The organism is Streptomyces cacaoi (assembly GCF_006539165.1).
Lineage (GTDB): Bacteria > Actinomycetota > Actinomycetes > Streptomycetales > Streptomycetaceae > Streptomyces > Streptomyces cacaoi.
In genome coordinates, this window is record NZ_BJMM01000041.1 from 1 (window position 1) to 15,062 (window position 15,062).

Consider the following 15,062-nt stretch of genomic DNA (forward strand, 5'->3'; position numbering starts at 1 on the left):
CCAGGTGGTCTCACGGGCTCGCAGGGCCGGGCTGGCCCTGTCGTCGCGGGACGTCTTCGTGGGCCAGACGGTGGCCGGGCTGGCCGCCGAGCTGGAGGGGGAGCGGGCGGCGGCCGAGGACACCGGCCCGGTGGGCGGCACCGGGGACGCGACGGGTCCGCTGCGTCCGACGCCGGTGGGGGAGTGGTTCTTCGCCACGCACCCGCGGGCGCCCGAGCACTTCTCCATGACGATGTCGTTCGAGCTGGACCCGGCGGCGGACACCGGTGCGCTGCGTGCGGCCGTCGGCGCCGTCCTGCGGCGGCACGATGTCCTGCGGGCGACCTTCGTACCGGCTGCGCCGTCGGCCGCCATCGGTTCGGGGCCCGGGCCCGTGCCCGCGTCGTCCGGCGAGGAACACGCCGAGGAACACGGCGAGGAACGCGGCGAGGAACAGGGCGAGGCGCGGGGCGGTGCCCGCTGGGCCGGCCGGGTCGGGGCGGAGTGCGATCCGGAGGCCGTCCTCAGCAGTCACGATCTGCGGGACGTCGCCGAACCCCGGGCGTACTGGGAGGAGTTGCTCCGCCGGACGCAGAGCGGGTTCCGGCTGGAGAGCGGGCCGCTGGTGCGGGTGCTGCACGGGCGGCGCGCGGCCGGTGAGCCGCCGTGGCTGAGCATCGTCGCGCACCACCTGGTCGTCGACGGTGTGTCCTGGCGGATCCTTTTGGAGGATCTGGAGGCCGCCTACGCCGCGGCGCTCTCCGGCGCGCCGGTGCGTGCCGAGGCGGGGACGACCTCGGTGCGCCGATGGGCGGAACTGCTGAACGAGCATGTGGCGCGGGGCGGCTTCGACGACCAGATCGCCTACTGGCGTTCCGTCACCGACGGGGCAGCGGCCGAACTGCCCGTCGACCATCCGGACGGGGCCAACACCGGTGCCGAGCTGGACATGGTGGTGGCCACGCTGACGGCGGAGCAGACACGGGCCCTGCTGTACCGGGTGCCCGGGCGGTTCCGCAGCCGGATCAACGATGTCCTGCTGGCCTCGCTGGCCCGCGTCCTGGCGGACTGGACCGGCCGGGAACGCACGCTGGTGCATGTGGAGGGGCACGGCCGCGCCGATCTGTTCGAGGGCGTCGACCTGTCCGGCACGGTGGGCTGGTTCACCTCGATCCACCCCGTGGTCCTGGAGGCGCGGCGGGGCGCCGGTCCCGGGCAGTGCGTGAAGGACGTGAAGCGGGCGCTGCGCGCGGTACCGGACCAGGGGGTCGGCTACGGTGCCCTGCGCCTTCTGTCGGCGCCGGGGACCCCGGGGCGGGCGCTCGCGGACGCGCCGGAGCCGCTGATCAGCTTCAACTATCTGGGCCGCTTCGACGTCGCGGGTGACGGCAGCGGTGACAGCGGCGGCGCTCCGGTGGCCGGTGCGGTGGACGAGCCGTCGGGTGGTCGGGTCGCGGAGGCCGGCGGCCGACTGCTGCGGGGCGAACTCGACATCGTGGGGCGGGACTTCAGCGAGGCGGAGGTGCGGCCTCATCTGATCGACGTCGGCGCGGTGGTGCAGGGCGAGCTGCTGACCCTGACGTGGTCGTACTCGTCGGGGATGTACGAGCGGGCGACGATGGAGCGGCTGGTGGCCGCGCTGGCCCGGGAGTTGACCGCGCTGGCCGGGCAGGGGCGCGGCGCGGACTGACGCCGGGTGCCGGGCCACGGGCGTGAGGCCCGGGTGCCGGACAAGGCGAAGGCCCCCGCCGGGGAGGGAGAAACCTCTCCGGCGGGGGCCTTGGTGCGAGCAGGGGGTGTTGCGGGGCCCGGCGGTGATCCGGCAAGGGTCAGCCGAGCAGGCCGAGGGTCGCCAGCGCGGCGGCGCCGAGGACCAGCACCAGGACGGCGACCGAGCCGATGAGCGCCCGCGGATTGCCGAGGTTCAACGTCCAGCCCATGCCGACCCGGCGGGGCACGAGAACGGCGGGGTCGTCGCCGTTGGTGTAGACGGTGCCGCCCGCGCGCCAGTGGCGGTCGTCGTCACGCTGGACCATGCCGGTGTTCTCGGAGTCCGCGCCCTCGGGGAGGCGTTCGCCGCCCGGGCCGACCCGGACGGCCAGCAGCACCACGATGCCGAGCGTCACCAGCGCCGGCACCCCGACCACCGTGAACAGCACGGGCGTGGAACGGTTGTCGGTCCACAGCATCCCCGACAGGCCGAGGAGCATGAGGTCGACGACGGCGGAGATCGCCAGCAGGGCGCGGGAGGTCAGGGCGAGGAACCGGCGGTGCCGCGCGGAGCTCGCCGCCGGGCGGGAGGCGTCCAGGTCGGCGCGGGAGCGCAGCATGGCGGCCACCAGGGCCAGCAGCGCGGCCGTGCCGAGGATCTGCCCGAAGACCATGCTGAAGGCCGTCCAGAACGTCGTGGCGACCTCGTGGTACCGGGTGCCGTCGCCGGACCGCTCCGGCATCGCCAGCGTGTCCGGCAGCCCGGGGTAGGCGAACGCGCCGATCACGGCCGTCACCGCGATGACGACGAACGACGGGACGGACCACGCCCAGGGGAGCCGCACCGGGTCGGTGCGCAGCGAGGTGTCGGCCACCGCGCCCTGGCGCAGCCCCGCGTACCAGTCGCCGCGCTCCTTCGCCTCGGACAGTGCGCGGTGGGCGCGCAGCCACAGCACGGCGGCCACGGCACACAGCACAAGACCCGTCACCACTCCCGCCGCGACGCTGTCGAGCAGTGCGCCCAGACCCGTCGCCGCCACCGTGCCGACCACGGTGGCCCACAGCACCGGCGCCCGGTACCGCCGGCGTTCCGCGTCGACCCGCGGGTCCTCCGCCCGCTCCGGTGGGACGCGGACACCGAACGGCACGGTCCTCGGGTTCAGCAGCGGGCTCGGGGCCGCATAGAGTGCGGCGCCCAGGAGCAGGAGCAGGCCGGCGTTGACTAGCGAGCTGACGAGCACGTCATTCACCTGTTCCGTAGTACGTCGGTCACCGCGCCCGCGGTACGCCTCCGGGGCGGCCCGCCACCCGGGGCGGGAGCGCCGCGGCGGACACGCGGACCCGTCGGACGGGCCGCTCGGAGGGGCCCCTCCCTGTTCAGCAGCGTAGCCGTGCGTGACGGGCGCTCACGAGTGGCGACGGGGTGAACAGGGCTTTCGGGACGCGGGTTTCAGCCAGGACGGAAAGGGCTTGAGATCCGGCCGGGTTGCTGCTGGCGTCGGCGTGACGGTCCATCGGGGCCGGTGCGGTGTCCGGCCAGGGGCCGCGCCGGGCTCGGACGGGGCCGGGTCAGGCTTCGGCGGGGTCCGGCCCGGTGAGTGTGACGGGGAGCCGGGCCAGGCCGTGGAAGAAGAAGTCGGGGCGCAGGGGCGGCTCGTCGCCGTCCCGCCGGAGGGACGGCAGGGCGGTGAGCAGGGTGTGCAGCGCGATCTCCCCTTCGAGCCGGGCCAGATGGGCGCCGACGCAGGCGTGCGGGCCGTAGCTGAACGCGTCGTGGTGCGCTGCCTCCCGGTGGGGGTCGAAGCGGCGGGGCTCGGCCCAGTGGCCGGGGTCGCGGTTGGCCGCCGCGAGCATGGGCAGTACCTGGTCGCCCGGGGCGAGGCGGACTTCGCCCAGCGTGGCCGGGCGGGTGACGGTGCGCACCAGGCCGCGGTGCGGGGCCGCCCAGCGCAGGCCCTCGTCGAAGGCCCGCGGTGCGAAGGTGTCCGGGTCGGCTGCCGCCTCCTGCCACAGGGCGCGTTCGCACAGCAGCCGGTGCGCTGCCGTGGTGATGCCGTGCGTCGTGGTGACGGTCCCGGCGACCCAGTGGGTGAGCAGGCAGTACAGGGCGTCCTCGCGGCGCAGCGCCTGGCGTCCGTCCGCGCCGCGCGCGTAGATCGCCGCGGCGGAGCCCTCCGGTGCCCGGTCGAGGAGGTCGCCGCCCCACTCGGCGAAGCCGTGCAGACGGCCGGCCGCCGCGGCGCGCTCCTCCTCGGGGACGGTCGGGGTCAGCACCTGGGCCAGTGACATCGCCCAGGCGGCGAGCTGCGGCGCGTCCTGCTGCGGTACGCCCATGGCGGCGGCCATGCCGGCGGCGGTCAGCGGCTGGGCGAAATCCGCGACCAGGTCGCCGCCGCGCCGCTCGGCGATCTCCCCGGCCAGTTCGCCGGCGCGCCGCACCAGGAGCGGGCGCAGCGTCCCGGTGCGGGCCCGCGAGTACGCGGCCTGGACGGTGGCGTGCAGCCGGTGGTGTCCGGGCCCGTCCGCGTCCACCACGGCGGTCACCGGCTCCTGGAGGAACTCCGGCAGTTCGGCCGCGACGCGCGGCGGCACGCTCGCCGGCATGGGGCCGCCCAGCGCGTCCCGCGAGGAGTAGGTGTCCGTGTCCCGCAGCACCTCGCGGACGAGGTCGCGCCGCAGCACCAGCAGCGCGTCCACCGGTGCGCCCGCGCGCACCACACCGGACTCGTGCTCCAGCAGCCGGTCGAGCTGGGTCAGCGGGTCCGCCAGGGGGTCGAAGTGGACTTCGGCAGCGGATGACATGCGTAACTCCCGCCGGACGCAGAGGGATCGGGCTGGTATCTCTAGCACGCCTGTGCCTCGCCCGTCACCCCACGTGCGGCTTCCGGCGCCGTCCCCCGTGCGGCGCCGCGTGCTGCTCCGCGCGCCGCTCCCGGGCCGCCCCTGTGCCACGGTGCCGGACGGGCGGTGGAACCGAGGCTGCGGTGCGGCTCGGACGGGGGTCCTGAGCCGGTTCGGGATACGGTCGCGGAAAGCCACGGAGAGGGGAACGCCATGCGGCTCGCAGTCGCCGGTGCGACGGGCAACATCGGGGCGCTCACGGTCGCCGCGCTCGAACGGGACGGGCACGAGGTCGTCCGGATGAGCCGCTCGGGCGGTGTGGACCTCAGCACGGGCGAGGGGCTGGACGCCGCGCTGGCGGGTGTGGCGGCCGTCGTCGACGTCATCAGCATGCCGGCGGCCGGTGCGGACGAGACGGTGGCCTACCTGGGAGGCGCCACACGCCGTCTGCTGGCGGCCGAGGAGCGGGCCGGGGTGCGGCACCACGTGCTGCTGTCGATCGTCGGCGTCGACCGGGTCGGGGGCAACGCGCACTACGCGGGCAAGCGGGAACAGGAGCGCCTCGTGGCGGCGGGCCCGGTGCCCTGGACGGTCGTACGGGCCACGCAGTTCCACGACTTCGCGGAGATGGTGGCCGGCTGGGGCGAGCGGGACGGGGTCGCCTCGCTGGCGCCGCTGCTGGTGCAGCCGGTCGCTCCGGCGGATGTGGCCGAGGTGCTCGCCGAGACCGCGGTGGCCGAACCCCGCGGCACCCACCTCGATCTCGCCGGCCCCGAGCCGCAGGACCTGGTGGACATGGCCCGGCGGACCCATGCGGCGCGCGGGCGGGAGGTGCGGCTCGTGCCGACCTGGTCGGGTGTGTTCGGGCCGGACATGGCGGGCGAGGTGCTGCTGCCTGGCGAGGGCGCCCGGATCGCGCCGACCACGTTCGAGGAGTGGCTCGCGGCGCAGCGGTAGGGGCGGTACGCCGTGCCGGACGACGCCGACGGCCGGGCGGGGGAGGGGAGCCGGCGCGGCGGGTTCACAGGCGCCGGGCGACCTCCTGGGCGGCCTGGCGTACGGCCGGGGCGAACTCCTGGAGCTGGTCGCGGGTGACGAGGAAGACGAGGGAGGAGACGGAGACGGCGCCACGCGGGTAGCCGTCGGCGTCGAGCACGGGGGCGGCCAGTGAGCAGATGGCCTCGTCGGCCTCCTCGTACTCCGCCGCGTGGCCTTCCTCGCGTACCCGGTCGAGTTCGCGCTGGAGCGCGGCGCGGTCGGTGAGCGTGTGCGGGGTGCGCGCCGGCAGGCCCGCGCGGTCGAGCAGCGCCTCCGCCTCGGCCTCGGGCAGATGGGCCAGCAGGGCCTTGCCGGCCGCGCTGGCGTGCAGCGGCAGCGGCATCCCGATCTCCGTGGCGATGCGGTAGGCGTGTCCGGGGTCGACCTTGTGCGTGTAGGTGGCGCTCTCGCCGCTGAGCACGGCGAGATGGACGGCCTGGCCGAGCCGCTGCTGGAGGGCGCGGAGCACGGCGTCGATGCCGACGGCGTCGTCGGAGAGCACCTGGGCGGCCAGGGCGTGCAGCTGGAAGCCGACCGAGTAGCGGCCCTCGCCGTCGGCGACGACGTAGCCCTCCTCGACGAGGGTGGCCAGGATCCGGTGCGTGCTGGCCTTGGGCACCCCCGCGTGTGCGGCGATCTCCCCGAGGCGGTGCGGGAGTTCGGGACGGGCGACCGCCTGGAGGACGCGCAGCGCCTTGGCGACCGAGTTCACCGACTTCTCGCGATCCATTGACCCTCCGGACTGGTGCGGTTAGCTTTCCATCGATCCGTACTTCGGAACGCGAATCCATTCTACGGAACGGTTCCTGTCCGGCACGTCCGGGCGCCGGGTTCCGCCGGGTTCCGAGGAGCCAGGTTCCGAGGACGCATCGTGCACTGTTGCGGGCGCCCGCGAAAGGCGGCAGTCCATGGACGAACTCGTGTTGACAGGCGGCCGGTTGGCCGACCCGGAACGCGGCACCATCGAGCCCGGTGACCTCGCGGTGCGCGACGGGAGGATCGCGCGCACCGGACCGCCCGGCACGCTGCGGGGCCGCGAAACCCTCGACGCCACCGGCCTGTTGGTCACCCCCGGACTCATCGACCTCCACACCCACGTCTACCCCGGCCGCACCGGGCTCGGCGTCCCCGCCGACTCCGTCGGCGTCGAACAGGGCGTCACCACCGTCGCCGACGCGGGCAGCTGCGGCAGCGACGACTGGGCGGACTTCCGCCGCACCGTCGTCGGCGCCGCCCGCACCCGGGTGCGCAGCTGGCTCAACATCTCCCGGCACGGCCTCGTACAGGGCCACAGCGAACTCGCCGGCGGACCACGGGACATCGACCTCGACACGGCCGACGCCCTGCTGCGGCGCGAGGGCGCCGTCGTACGGGGACTCAAGGTGCGGATGAGCCGCTCCGTGCTCGGCGACAGCGGCCTCGCACCGCTGCGCACCGCCACCCGGCTGGCCGCCCGGCACGGGCTGCCCGTCATGGTGCACGTCGGCAACGAACCGCCGGCCCTCGCCGACGTCCTCGGCCTGCTCGGCGCCGGCGACGTGGTCACCCACGCCTTCCACGGCAAGCCCGGCGGGCTCTTCGGCGACGGCTTCGAACCCCTGCCGGCCGTCTGGGACGCCCTGGAGCGCGGCGTCCTGCTCGACGTCGGACACGGCAGCTCCAGCTTCGCCTTCCGCACCGCCGAACGCGCGCTGGCCGCCGGTGTCCGCCCGCACACCGCTGGCACCGATCTGCACCGCCGCAACGCCGACGGGCCCGTCCACTCCCTCACCGACACCCTCGGCAAGCTGCTCGCGCTCGGCATGCCGCTGCTGGAGGTGCTCGCCTGCGCCACCAGCCGCCCGGCCCGGGTGCTCCAGGAGGACGGACGGCTGGGCAGCCTGCGGCCCGGGGCCGTCGCCGACCTCACCCTGCTCCACCTGTCCGAGGAGCCCGTCACGTTCACCGACGCGACCGGCGAGCGCCGCCGGGGCGGCCGCTCCCTCACGGTCCGCGGCGCACTCCTGGCCGGCCGCCCCGGCGGCCCCGGACTCCCGGAGCCCGCCGTATGACCCGCCGGACGGCCCGCACCACAGCCGGAGACGGGACCGGGGGACCGGCCGGTGGAGGGGAGGGGCCGCTGACCGAGCGGGTGGCCGAGGCCGTGGCGGACAGCTCGGAGCCGGTGACCGACACCGACCGCGCCGACCTCGCCGAACTGCTGCCGCTCATCCGGCGGCACGCCGCACAGCAGGGCCTCGTCCTCGACGAGGAGCGGCAGCTGGCCGTGGCCGTGCACGCGCTCGCCTTCGTGCGCCGCGTCCGGCACGGCGAACGGCTCGACCCGCTCGCCGACGAGCTGTACGCCGAGGTGCCCGGCGCCCTGCTGACCGCGGCCCGGCAGCTCGTCGACGCGTACTGCACACCGCGCGGACACACCGCGCCCGACAGCGAAGTCCTGCTGCTCGCCCTGCACTTCGCGGTGGCCCGGCACACCGGGTCCGGCGCGCGGCCAGGAGACACCGAGACGACAAGGGGAGCGCAAGCATGAGCGAAGCCACCGCGGTGAAGATCGTGATCGGCCACCGGCTGGGCAAGGGCCAGTCCGTCGCCGACGGGGTACGGGCCGCCGGAGCCGAGCCGGTGCTGATACCGGGCCCGGGCGCCGATATGAAGGTCGGCGATGTGATGCAGGCGGAGGGCGCCGCGCTCGGCATCTCCTTCTGCGGCAGCGGCGGCGCCGGAGCCGTCACGGCGAAGGCCAAGTACGGGCACGACATCGAGTTCGGGATGCGCTCGGCGCAGGCCGGTGTCACCGCCGTCCAACAGGGCCGCACCGTCCTGGGGTTCGGCTTCCTCGACAGCGAGGAGCTGGGCTACGCGGTGGCCACGGCGCTGCTGGCCAAACTCGGCACCGGCGGTTCCGGTGACGGGGCGGGTTCCGCGCGGACGGGGGAGTCGGCATGAACCACACCCGCCAGGTGCTGCGGCTGACCGGCTCCGGGCCCAGCCGGCACAAGGCGTTCGCCGACGCCATGGCCCAGGTGCAGCGCGCCGCGGGGGAGCGGGCGACCGGGGTCTGCTACCGGGTCGAACCGGTCGACCTCCAGGTCGTCTCCGCGGTCGAGCACCGCTGGACGGAACGCTTCCTGGGCCTGCTGTTCGCCCGCACCCGCTCCCGCTTCGAGCTGACGCTGCGCATCGAGGTGCGGGTGGCGGCGCTCGACCTGGACGGGCTCGACTTCACCCTCCGCGAGGAACGGCTCACCCCGCTTCAGCACGCGCTCCACATGAGGTGAGGCGGCCATGAACCAGACCCTCACCATCCTGCTGGAGTCCGCCGTCATCGGCGCGCTCATCGGCTTCGGCGCCTCCGCCGGTGTGGCCCGGATGTTCCACGCGCCGAAGGTGCAGGGCATGGGCGCGTTCCGCACGCTCGGAGAGCTGAACGCCTGCGAGAACGACCCCGTCGCGCACTTCTCGTTCGGCTTCGGGTTCTTCTTCAACGCCTGGGCCAGCGCCGTCGGCACCGGCGCCCTCACCTCCGACGTGGACCACCGCATCGTGCCGCACTGGGCGGCCTCGCTGGCGATGGCCAGGAACCGCGACCTCGCCGAGACGCTGCACAATCCGCGCCGGATGGCCTTCTTCGGCGCGGGCGTCGGGGTGGTGCTGGTCTCGGTGCTCAACACCACGGCCGCCTCGATCCCGCACTCGCTCCAGAAGGTCGCCGCCGATGTGCTCGGCCCGGCCTCCGAGTGGCTGATCAACCCCGTCATGCCGATCGTCTTCTGGATGGCCGCCGTCGACGCCGGCCGCCGCACCGGCGGCTGGGGCACCGTGCTGGGCGGCCTCGCGCACGTCGTCATGGGCAACGCCGTGCCGGGCATCGTGCTCGGCATCGTCGTCGGCAAGGCGCTCGACGACCTGGGGCGGACGCGGGTGACGCGGGTCCTGGTGGGCGCGGTCGTCGCGCTGTTCGCCGTCAGCGCCGTGCTGCGCGGCGTCGACCTCCAGCTGCTGCACCAGATGAAGGTGGACGCCCCCGGCTGGCTGGAGGAGTTCCACCGGGCCACCGGCACCGAACCCACGGACTGAGAGGCAGGCACACCATGGCACACGCGGAACCGGGCGCCGCCGACGGCGCCGCGGCGGTGCCCGAGGGCCCCGGGGAGGCCGCCGCGCCCGCCGCGTCCGGGCGCGGGGCCAAGGTCCCCGGCGAGGGCAGCTTCTGGCTGTCGGAGTGGGCCTTCCCCGTTTTCGTCGCCACCCTGGCCGCCGGCATCTTCGCCGGCACCCATCTGTACTACGTCTACCGCACCGGGACGTTCAGCGACGTCGCCGTGACGGCCATGCTCAAGGCCGGTATGGAGAGCGGGAGTTACGGGGCCGCCGCCGCGTTCGGCGCGGGCTTCCTGTTCGCCCGGGTCATCGAGGGGCCCATGGTCGGCATCCTCGACATCGGCGGCTCCCTCCAGACCGGGGTGGGCATCGGGGTCCCCGCCATGCTGCTGGCCGCCGGGGTGACGGCGCCGCTCGAACACTTCTGGCTGGCGCTGCCCACCGGGGCGGCCATCGGCTTCGCCATCGGCGCGCTGATCCTCGTCATCCGCCGGGCCACCGTCAACTCCTCGCGAAACACCTCCACGTTCGGCGCCGACGTCATGATGGGCGCCGGCAACTCGGCGGGGCGCTACCTCGGCCCGCTCGTCATCATCGCCGCCGCCACCGCCTCGATCCCCGTCGGCCTGGGGTCCACGCTCGGCGCCGCCCTCTTCTACTGGTGGAAGAAACCGCTGACGGGTGGCGCGATCCTCGGCGCCATGCTCTTCGGGCTCTTCTTCCCCCTGACGGGAAAGTGACCGCACCGCACCGCCGTCCCCCGCACCAGGAAGGCACCATGAGCACGCTCTACACCGAACTGGGCCTCGCGCCCGCGCTCAACGCCAACGGCAGGATGACCGCACTCGGCGGCAGCAGGCTCAGCGACGGCGTGGTCGACGCGATGGCCGAGGCCGCGCGCAGCCACGTCGTGATGGACGAGCTGCTGACGGCCGCCGGACGCGAACTGGCGCGCGCCGCCGGCACCGAGGACGCCTGTCCCACCACGGGCGCCGCCGCCGGTATCGCCCTCGCCGTCGCCGCGGTGATCGCCGGCACCGACCCCGCCCGGATCGAGGCGCTGCCCGACCCGGGCGACCGGCCGCACGAGGTGGTGCTCCAGAAGGGCCACGCCGTCCACTTCGGCGCCCCCGTACGGCAGATGATCGCCCTCGGCGGCGGCACCCCCGTCGAGGCGGGCGCGGTCAACCGGGTGCGGCGCGCACATCTGGAGGGCGCGATCGGGCCGCGCACCGCGGCGCTGCTGTATGTGCAGTCGCACCACGCGGTGCAGAAGGGCAGCCTGTCGCTCGCCGAGACGGTCGCCGTCGGCCGCGCACACGGCGTCCCCGTGCTCGTCGACGCCGCCGCCGAGTCCGAGCTGCGCACCTGGACGGGCAGCGGCGCCGACCTCGTCGTCTTCAGCGGCGGCAAGGCGCTCGGCGGCCCCACCTCGGGGCTGGTGTGCGGGCCGGCCGGGCTGGTGGCGGCCTGCCGTGCGCAGTACGCGGGCATCGGCCGGCCGATGAAGGTCGGCAAGGAGACCGTGCTCGGCCTGGTGCGCGCCGTCCGCGAGCACGAGGAGCGCCGCGGCGCGGGCGACGGGTCGGGCCCGGCGCGGGAGCGCGAGCGGATGGCGCGGCTCGCCGCCCGGCTCGACGGCCTGCCCGGCGTCACCGCCCGCGTCGTCCGGGACGAGGCCGGCCGCGACATCCACCGGGCCGAGCTGACGATCGACCCGGCGGGCGCCGGGCGGGACGCGGGCGCGCTCGCGGCCGAACTGGCCGCCGGCAGCCCGCCGGTGTTCCTGCGCGACCACCACGCCGCCACCGGACGGCTCGCCGTCGACCCCCGCCCGCTCACCCCGGACGAGGAGGAGACGGTGGCCCGCCGGCTGACGGAACTGCTCTCCGGCCCCGCGGGGCACGCCGCCGCCGACGCCGGGTGAGCCGCGCGGACCGGGACGCACCAGGAAACCGTGACGACGAGGAGAGGAAGCACGTGGGGATCGTGGAACGCCGGCTGACGGTGACCGAGGAGGCCGGGCTGCACGCCCGCCCGGCCGCCGCCTTCGCGCAGGCGGCGGCGCTGGCCGCGGCGGAGGTGACCGTCGCCCGCGCCGACGCGGGGCAGGAGGCGCGGCACGTACCGGCCCGCAGCGTGCTGTCGCTGCTGACGCTCAACATCCGCCGCGGTGACGAGATCGTGCTGCGCGCCAGCGGCGAGGACGCGGCCGGAGCGCTCGACACGCTCGCCCGGATCGCCGCACCCGCCTGACCCCCGGCCGTACCGCGGGCCCGCCGGGCACACCCGTGTCCGGCGGGCCCGCGGTACGCCCCGCTCGTGCTCGGATCAGCGTCCGGGAGCGGGCGCGGCGGCCGGGGTGCCCGACGGGCCGGCCGCCGTGCCGTGGACCGCTGCCGCCGCATTCCGGATCCAGCTGCGGAACTCGACGGCCAGATGCCGGCAGTGCCCCTCGATCATCGCGTCCGGCGCCGCGGACGGATAGACGACGCGTACGACCACGTCGGCGCCGGCCCCGGTGTCCCGCGCCTGGTGCAGGCAGTACGCGAAGGGCGTGCCGTCGTCCAGGCTGAGCAGCGCGTTCATCAGCGTCACCGGGTAGGACGCGTCGAGGTGGGCGCCGACCGCCGCGGGCAGTTCCCGGGCCACCGAGACCCGGAACCGGGTGAGGTGGCCGCCGATCGTCTCCACCATGCCGCCGGTGTAGGCGGGCGGTTCCACGTAGTGCTCGGGGTGGGCGTTGAGGAGCAGCGACTTGTCCTGGAAGCGGCCGGTGCCGGCCTGCGCCCGGAACCAGTCGGCCAGTTCGGTGCCGCCGAGCCCGCGGACGGTGAACGCGGTCTGTGAGGCGCGGTAGGTGCCGGCCGAGGCCGCGACGAGTTCCCTGTGGTAGCGGTCGCCGGCGTCGATCTGTTCGCCGAGGAGATCCATCAGCGTGTGGCTGTCGATCACGTCCTTCAGATTCCGCAGGGCCCGCCGTGCGGCCTCCAGCTCCCACCGGTCGACCGCGGACTCGTCGTAACTGCGGCCCATGGTGTGCACATCGACCGTGACCTGGGCGGACTGCTGTACATCAGCGTTGGTGCTCATGAGGTTCCCTTTCGTGTAGGCGCTCACCGCGCCGGGCGGCGGCAGCCCTGCCCGGCACCCGGAAGGCGCCGGTCCGCTTGCCGCGGGCCCGTCAGCGACAATAAGATGCCTCCATGCATCTTGCAAGGTCGGATTCCACACCCCGCCGCCGACGTGGCGCGGAGCTACAGGCCGCGCTCCTCGACGCCGCATGGGCCGAGCTGAGGGAACGCGGATACGCGGGGCTCACCTTCGCCGCGGTCGCCGAACGCGCCGGTACCAGCCGGCCCGTCGTCAACCGCCACTGGGCGACCAAGGACGTCCTCGTCCGCGACGCCATCGTCCGCGCCAGCGAGGCCTTCCCGCTCACCGACCCCGACACCGGGTCCGTGCGCGAGGACACGATCTCCCTGCTCGAACAGCTCAACGGAGCGTTCGCCGCGTTCGCCGCTGCCATGACCGCACAGCTGGCCGCCTACTTCGAGGAGACGGGCACCACACCGGCCGAGCTGCGTGCCGCACTGATCGACACCCGCTGGGCGCTGATCGAGTCCGTCGCGCACCGCGCCGCGGCACGCGGGGAGATCGACGGCACGAAACTCACCCCGCGCATCATCCGTCTCCCCTACGACCTGCTCCGGCACCAGGTACTCATGGACCTGAAGCCGATGCCGTCACAGGACATCCGGGAAATCGTCGACACCGTCTACCTGCCGCTGATCACCTGAGCCCGGCCCGGACGGCCGCACGGGGCGCACTGAGAGGCACAAGGGGAGACGGAGAGGGAGCAGCACCATGACCGAACTGCCCACCGACATGCGTGCGAGCGTGCTGCGCGGGGTGCGGGACCTCGCCGTCGAGCGGCGTCCCGTGCCGGAGCCGGGGCCGCGTGAACTCCTCGTCCGGGTCGAGGCGGTGGGCACCTGCGGCTCCGACACCCACTACTACGAGCACGGGCGCATCGGCGACTTCGTCGTCCGTGAGCCCCTCGTGCTCGGGCACGAGGCGGCCGGCACCGTGGTGGCACACGGGCCCGGGGCCGACCCGCGCCGCGTCGGCGAACGGGTCTCCCTCGAACCGGGCGTGCCCTGCTTCACCTGCACACAGTGCCGCCGTGGGCGGTACAACCTCTGCCCCGGAATGCGGTTCTTCGCCACCCCGCCCGTCGACGGCGCCTTCTGCGAGTACGTCGCCCTGCACGAGGGCTTCGCACACCCCGTGCCCGACGACATGCCGCTGGAGCGGGCCGCCCTGATCGAACCGCTGTCCGTCGCCGTGTGGGCCTGCCGCAAGGCCCGGGTGGAGCCCGGCACCCGGGTGTTGGTCACCGGCGCCGGACCGGTCGGTCTGCTGGCCGTCCAGTGCGCCCGGGCGTTCGGCGCCCCGGAGGTCGTCGTCACCGACGTCCGGCCGCACCGCCTGGAACTGGCCGCCGCGCTCGGTGCGACCGGCACGCTCGACGCCCGCCGCACCACCTGCGCGGACGCCGGGTTCACCCCCGACGTGCTGCTGGAGTGCTCCGGCGTCGCCGCCGTGACGGGCGAGGCGCTCAGGACCGTCGGCCGGGCCGGGCGGGCCGTCCTCGTCGGCATGGGAGGCGACGAGATCCCGCTGCCGCTCGCACACGTGCAGCAGTACGAGATCGAGGTCACCGGCACCTTCCGCTACGCCGACACCTGGCCCGCCGCGATCGGCCTGGCCTCCGGCGGGGCCGTCGCCCTCGACCCGCTCGTCAGCCACCGGTTCGGCCTCGCGGACGTCGCCGCCGCACTGACGGTGGCCGCCCGGGACGAGACAGCCGTCAAGGCCGTCGTCCTGCCGCGGGAGTGAACCCGCGGGCGGCGCAAGGCGTTTCAGCCCCAGCCGAAAGACATTGATCCGCCCGGCCGGGGCGACTGGAATCGGGAAAGCTGTCCGGTCCCCCGCGGGAGGTCATGTGTCGCACACAGCCGCACCGAGAAGCACCGTCCCCCTCACCGAACACCCGGCCGGCGCCGGTGCGTCCGGCGCCCGCCCCGCACCCCGGGAGGCGGCGGCGTGAACGTCGACACCGAGGAGATCACCCGCTTCCTGGCCGACGCGCTCGGACAGCCCGTCGGGCCGCGGGACGACTACTTCGCGCAGGGACTCGCCGACTCGCTGTTCGCCCTGGAACTGGTCACCTTCGTCGAGGAGCGCTTCGGGCTCACGGTCGAGGTGGAGGACCTGGACCTGGACAGCTTCCGCACCGCCGAGCGCGTCACCCGCTTCGTCCGGCGCAAGAAGGGCCTGCCGGAGCCGGGTGAACTGATCGAAGACCGCTGACGGTCACGCCCGGCGGC

At 74.7% G+C, this 15,062-nt stretch carries 17 protein-coding genes; 13 read left to right on the forward strand and 4 right to left on the reverse strand.

Annotated elements, in window-relative coordinates; genetic code table 11:
* On the forward strand, positions 1-1,669 hold a 1,669-nt coding region (locus tag SCA03_RS27475; RefSeq protein WP_230988943.1), incomplete at its 5' end, for a condensation domain-containing protein.
* A gap of 139 nt (positions 1,670-1,808) precedes the next feature.
* Here the strand turns inward: SCA03_RS27475 and SCA03_RS27480 are convergent.
* Positions 1,809-2,939, reverse strand: coding sequence for a DUF1648 domain-containing protein (locus tag SCA03_RS27480; protein ID WP_086815524.1), 1,131 nt, complete (start codon positions 2,937-2,939; stop codon positions 1,809-1,811).
* A 319-nt stretch (positions 2,940-3,258) separates the two neighbouring features.
* Positions 3,259-4,491 (reverse strand): cytochrome P450, encoded by a 1,233-nt coding sequence (locus tag SCA03_RS27485; RefSeq protein ID WP_086815525.1) that lies wholly within the window; start codon positions 4,489-4,491, stop codon positions 3,259-3,261.
* Positions 4,492-4,743: 252 nt separating this feature from the next.
* Here SCA03_RS27485 and SCA03_RS27490 point away from each other — a divergent pair, with 252 nt between their 5' ends.
* Entirely contained in the window at positions 4,744-5,487 is a 744-nt protein-coding gene (locus tag SCA03_RS27490) for an SDR family oxidoreductase (RefSeq protein WP_030891031.1), read from the forward strand.
* Between the two features lie 64 nt (positions 5,488-5,551).
* Here the strand turns inward: SCA03_RS27490 and SCA03_RS27495 are convergent, their stop codons facing one another.
* Entirely contained in the window at positions 5,552-6,298 is a 747-nt protein-coding gene (locus SCA03_RS27495; RefSeq protein ID WP_051846420.1) for an IclR family transcriptional regulator, read from the reverse strand.
* Positions 6,299-6,476: 178 nt separating this feature from the next.
* Between SCA03_RS27495 and SCA03_RS27500 the strand changes: the two genes are divergently transcribed.
* The 8 genes from SCA03_RS27500 to SCA03_RS27535 are packed head-to-tail and all read left to right on the forward strand — an operon-like array spanning position 6,477 to position 11,925.
* Positions 6,477-7,619: an amidohydrolase/deacetylase family metallohydrolase gene (locus SCA03_RS27500; RefSeq protein ID WP_051857118.1), complete on the forward strand. Its 1,143-nt coding sequence runs from the start codon at positions 6,477-6,479 to the stop codon at positions 7,617-7,619.
* Complete coding sequence (locus tag SCA03_RS27505; protein ID WP_086815526.1) at positions 7,616-8,098, forward strand: hypothetical protein; 483 nt, start codon at positions 7,616-7,618, stop codon at positions 8,096-8,098. Before SCA03_RS27500 ends, SCA03_RS27505 begins: the two co-directional genes overlap by 4 nt.
* Entirely contained in the window at positions 8,095-8,514 is a 420-nt protein-coding gene (locus SCA03_RS27510) for an SFCGS family glycine-rich protein (RefSeq protein ID WP_051857119.1), read from the forward strand. Before SCA03_RS27505 ends, SCA03_RS27510 begins: the two co-directional genes overlap by 4 nt.
* Entirely contained in the window at positions 8,511-8,846 is a 336-nt protein-coding gene (locus tag SCA03_RS27515) for a DUF4312 family protein (protein WP_030890643.1), read from the forward strand. Before SCA03_RS27510 ends, SCA03_RS27515 begins: the two co-directional genes overlap by 4 nt.
* A 7-nt stretch (positions 8,847-8,853) precedes the next feature.
* Positions 8,854-9,645: a DUF4311 domain-containing protein gene (locus tag SCA03_RS27520; RefSeq protein ID WP_086815527.1), complete on the forward strand. Its 792-nt coding sequence runs from the start codon at positions 8,854-8,856 to the stop codon at positions 9,643-9,645.
* 14 nt (positions 9,646-9,659) lie between these two features.
* Positions 9,660-10,409 carry a DUF4310 family protein gene (locus SCA03_RS27525; RefSeq protein WP_086815528.1) on the forward strand — a complete coding sequence of 250 codons (750 nt, stop codon included), beginning with the start codon at positions 9,660-9,662 and terminating at the stop codon, positions 10,407-10,409.
* A gap of 38 nt (positions 10,410-10,447) precedes the next feature.
* Positions 10,448-11,596: a DgaE family pyridoxal phosphate-dependent ammonia lyase gene (locus SCA03_RS27530; protein WP_037867127.1), complete on the forward strand. Its 1,149-nt coding sequence runs from the start codon at positions 10,448-10,450 to the stop codon at positions 11,594-11,596.
* 53 nt (positions 11,597-11,649) lie between these two features.
* Positions 11,650-11,925 (forward strand): HPr family phosphocarrier protein, encoded by a 276-nt coding sequence (locus SCA03_RS27535; RefSeq protein WP_230988944.1) that lies wholly within the window; start codon positions 11,650-11,652, stop codon positions 11,923-11,925.
* A gap of 75 nt (positions 11,926-12,000) precedes the next feature.
* Here SCA03_RS27535 and SCA03_RS27540 read toward each other — a convergent pair whose 3' ends face one another.
* On the reverse strand, positions 12,001-12,762 hold the full coding sequence (locus tag SCA03_RS27540; protein ID WP_230988945.1) for a hypothetical protein: 762 nt from the start codon (positions 12,760-12,762) through the stop codon (positions 12,001-12,003).
* 113 nt (positions 12,763-12,875) lie between these two features.
* Between SCA03_RS27540 and SCA03_RS27545 the strand changes: the two genes are divergently transcribed.
* From SCA03_RS27545 to SCA03_RS27555, 3 genes are all read left to right on the forward strand, one after another.
* A complete protein-coding gene (locus tag SCA03_RS27545; protein ID WP_086818337.1) occupies positions 12,876-13,469 on the forward strand; it encodes a TetR/AcrR family transcriptional regulator in 594 nt (197 codons plus the stop codon).
* A gap of 67 nt (positions 13,470-13,536) precedes the next feature.
* Positions 13,537-14,571 (forward strand): NAD(P)-dependent alcohol dehydrogenase, encoded by a 1,035-nt coding sequence (locus SCA03_RS27550; RefSeq protein ID WP_170298165.1) that lies wholly within the window; start codon positions 13,537-13,539, stop codon positions 14,569-14,571.
* A 207-nt stretch (positions 14,572-14,778) separates the two neighbouring features.
* The gene (locus tag SCA03_RS27555) at positions 14,779-15,045 is read left to right on the forward strand and encodes an acyl carrier protein (protein WP_030890664.1); all 267 of its coding nucleotides are present in this window, start codon (positions 14,779-14,781) and stop codon (positions 15,043-15,045) included.
* The last annotated feature ends 17 nt before the right edge of the window (positions 15,046-15,062 follow it).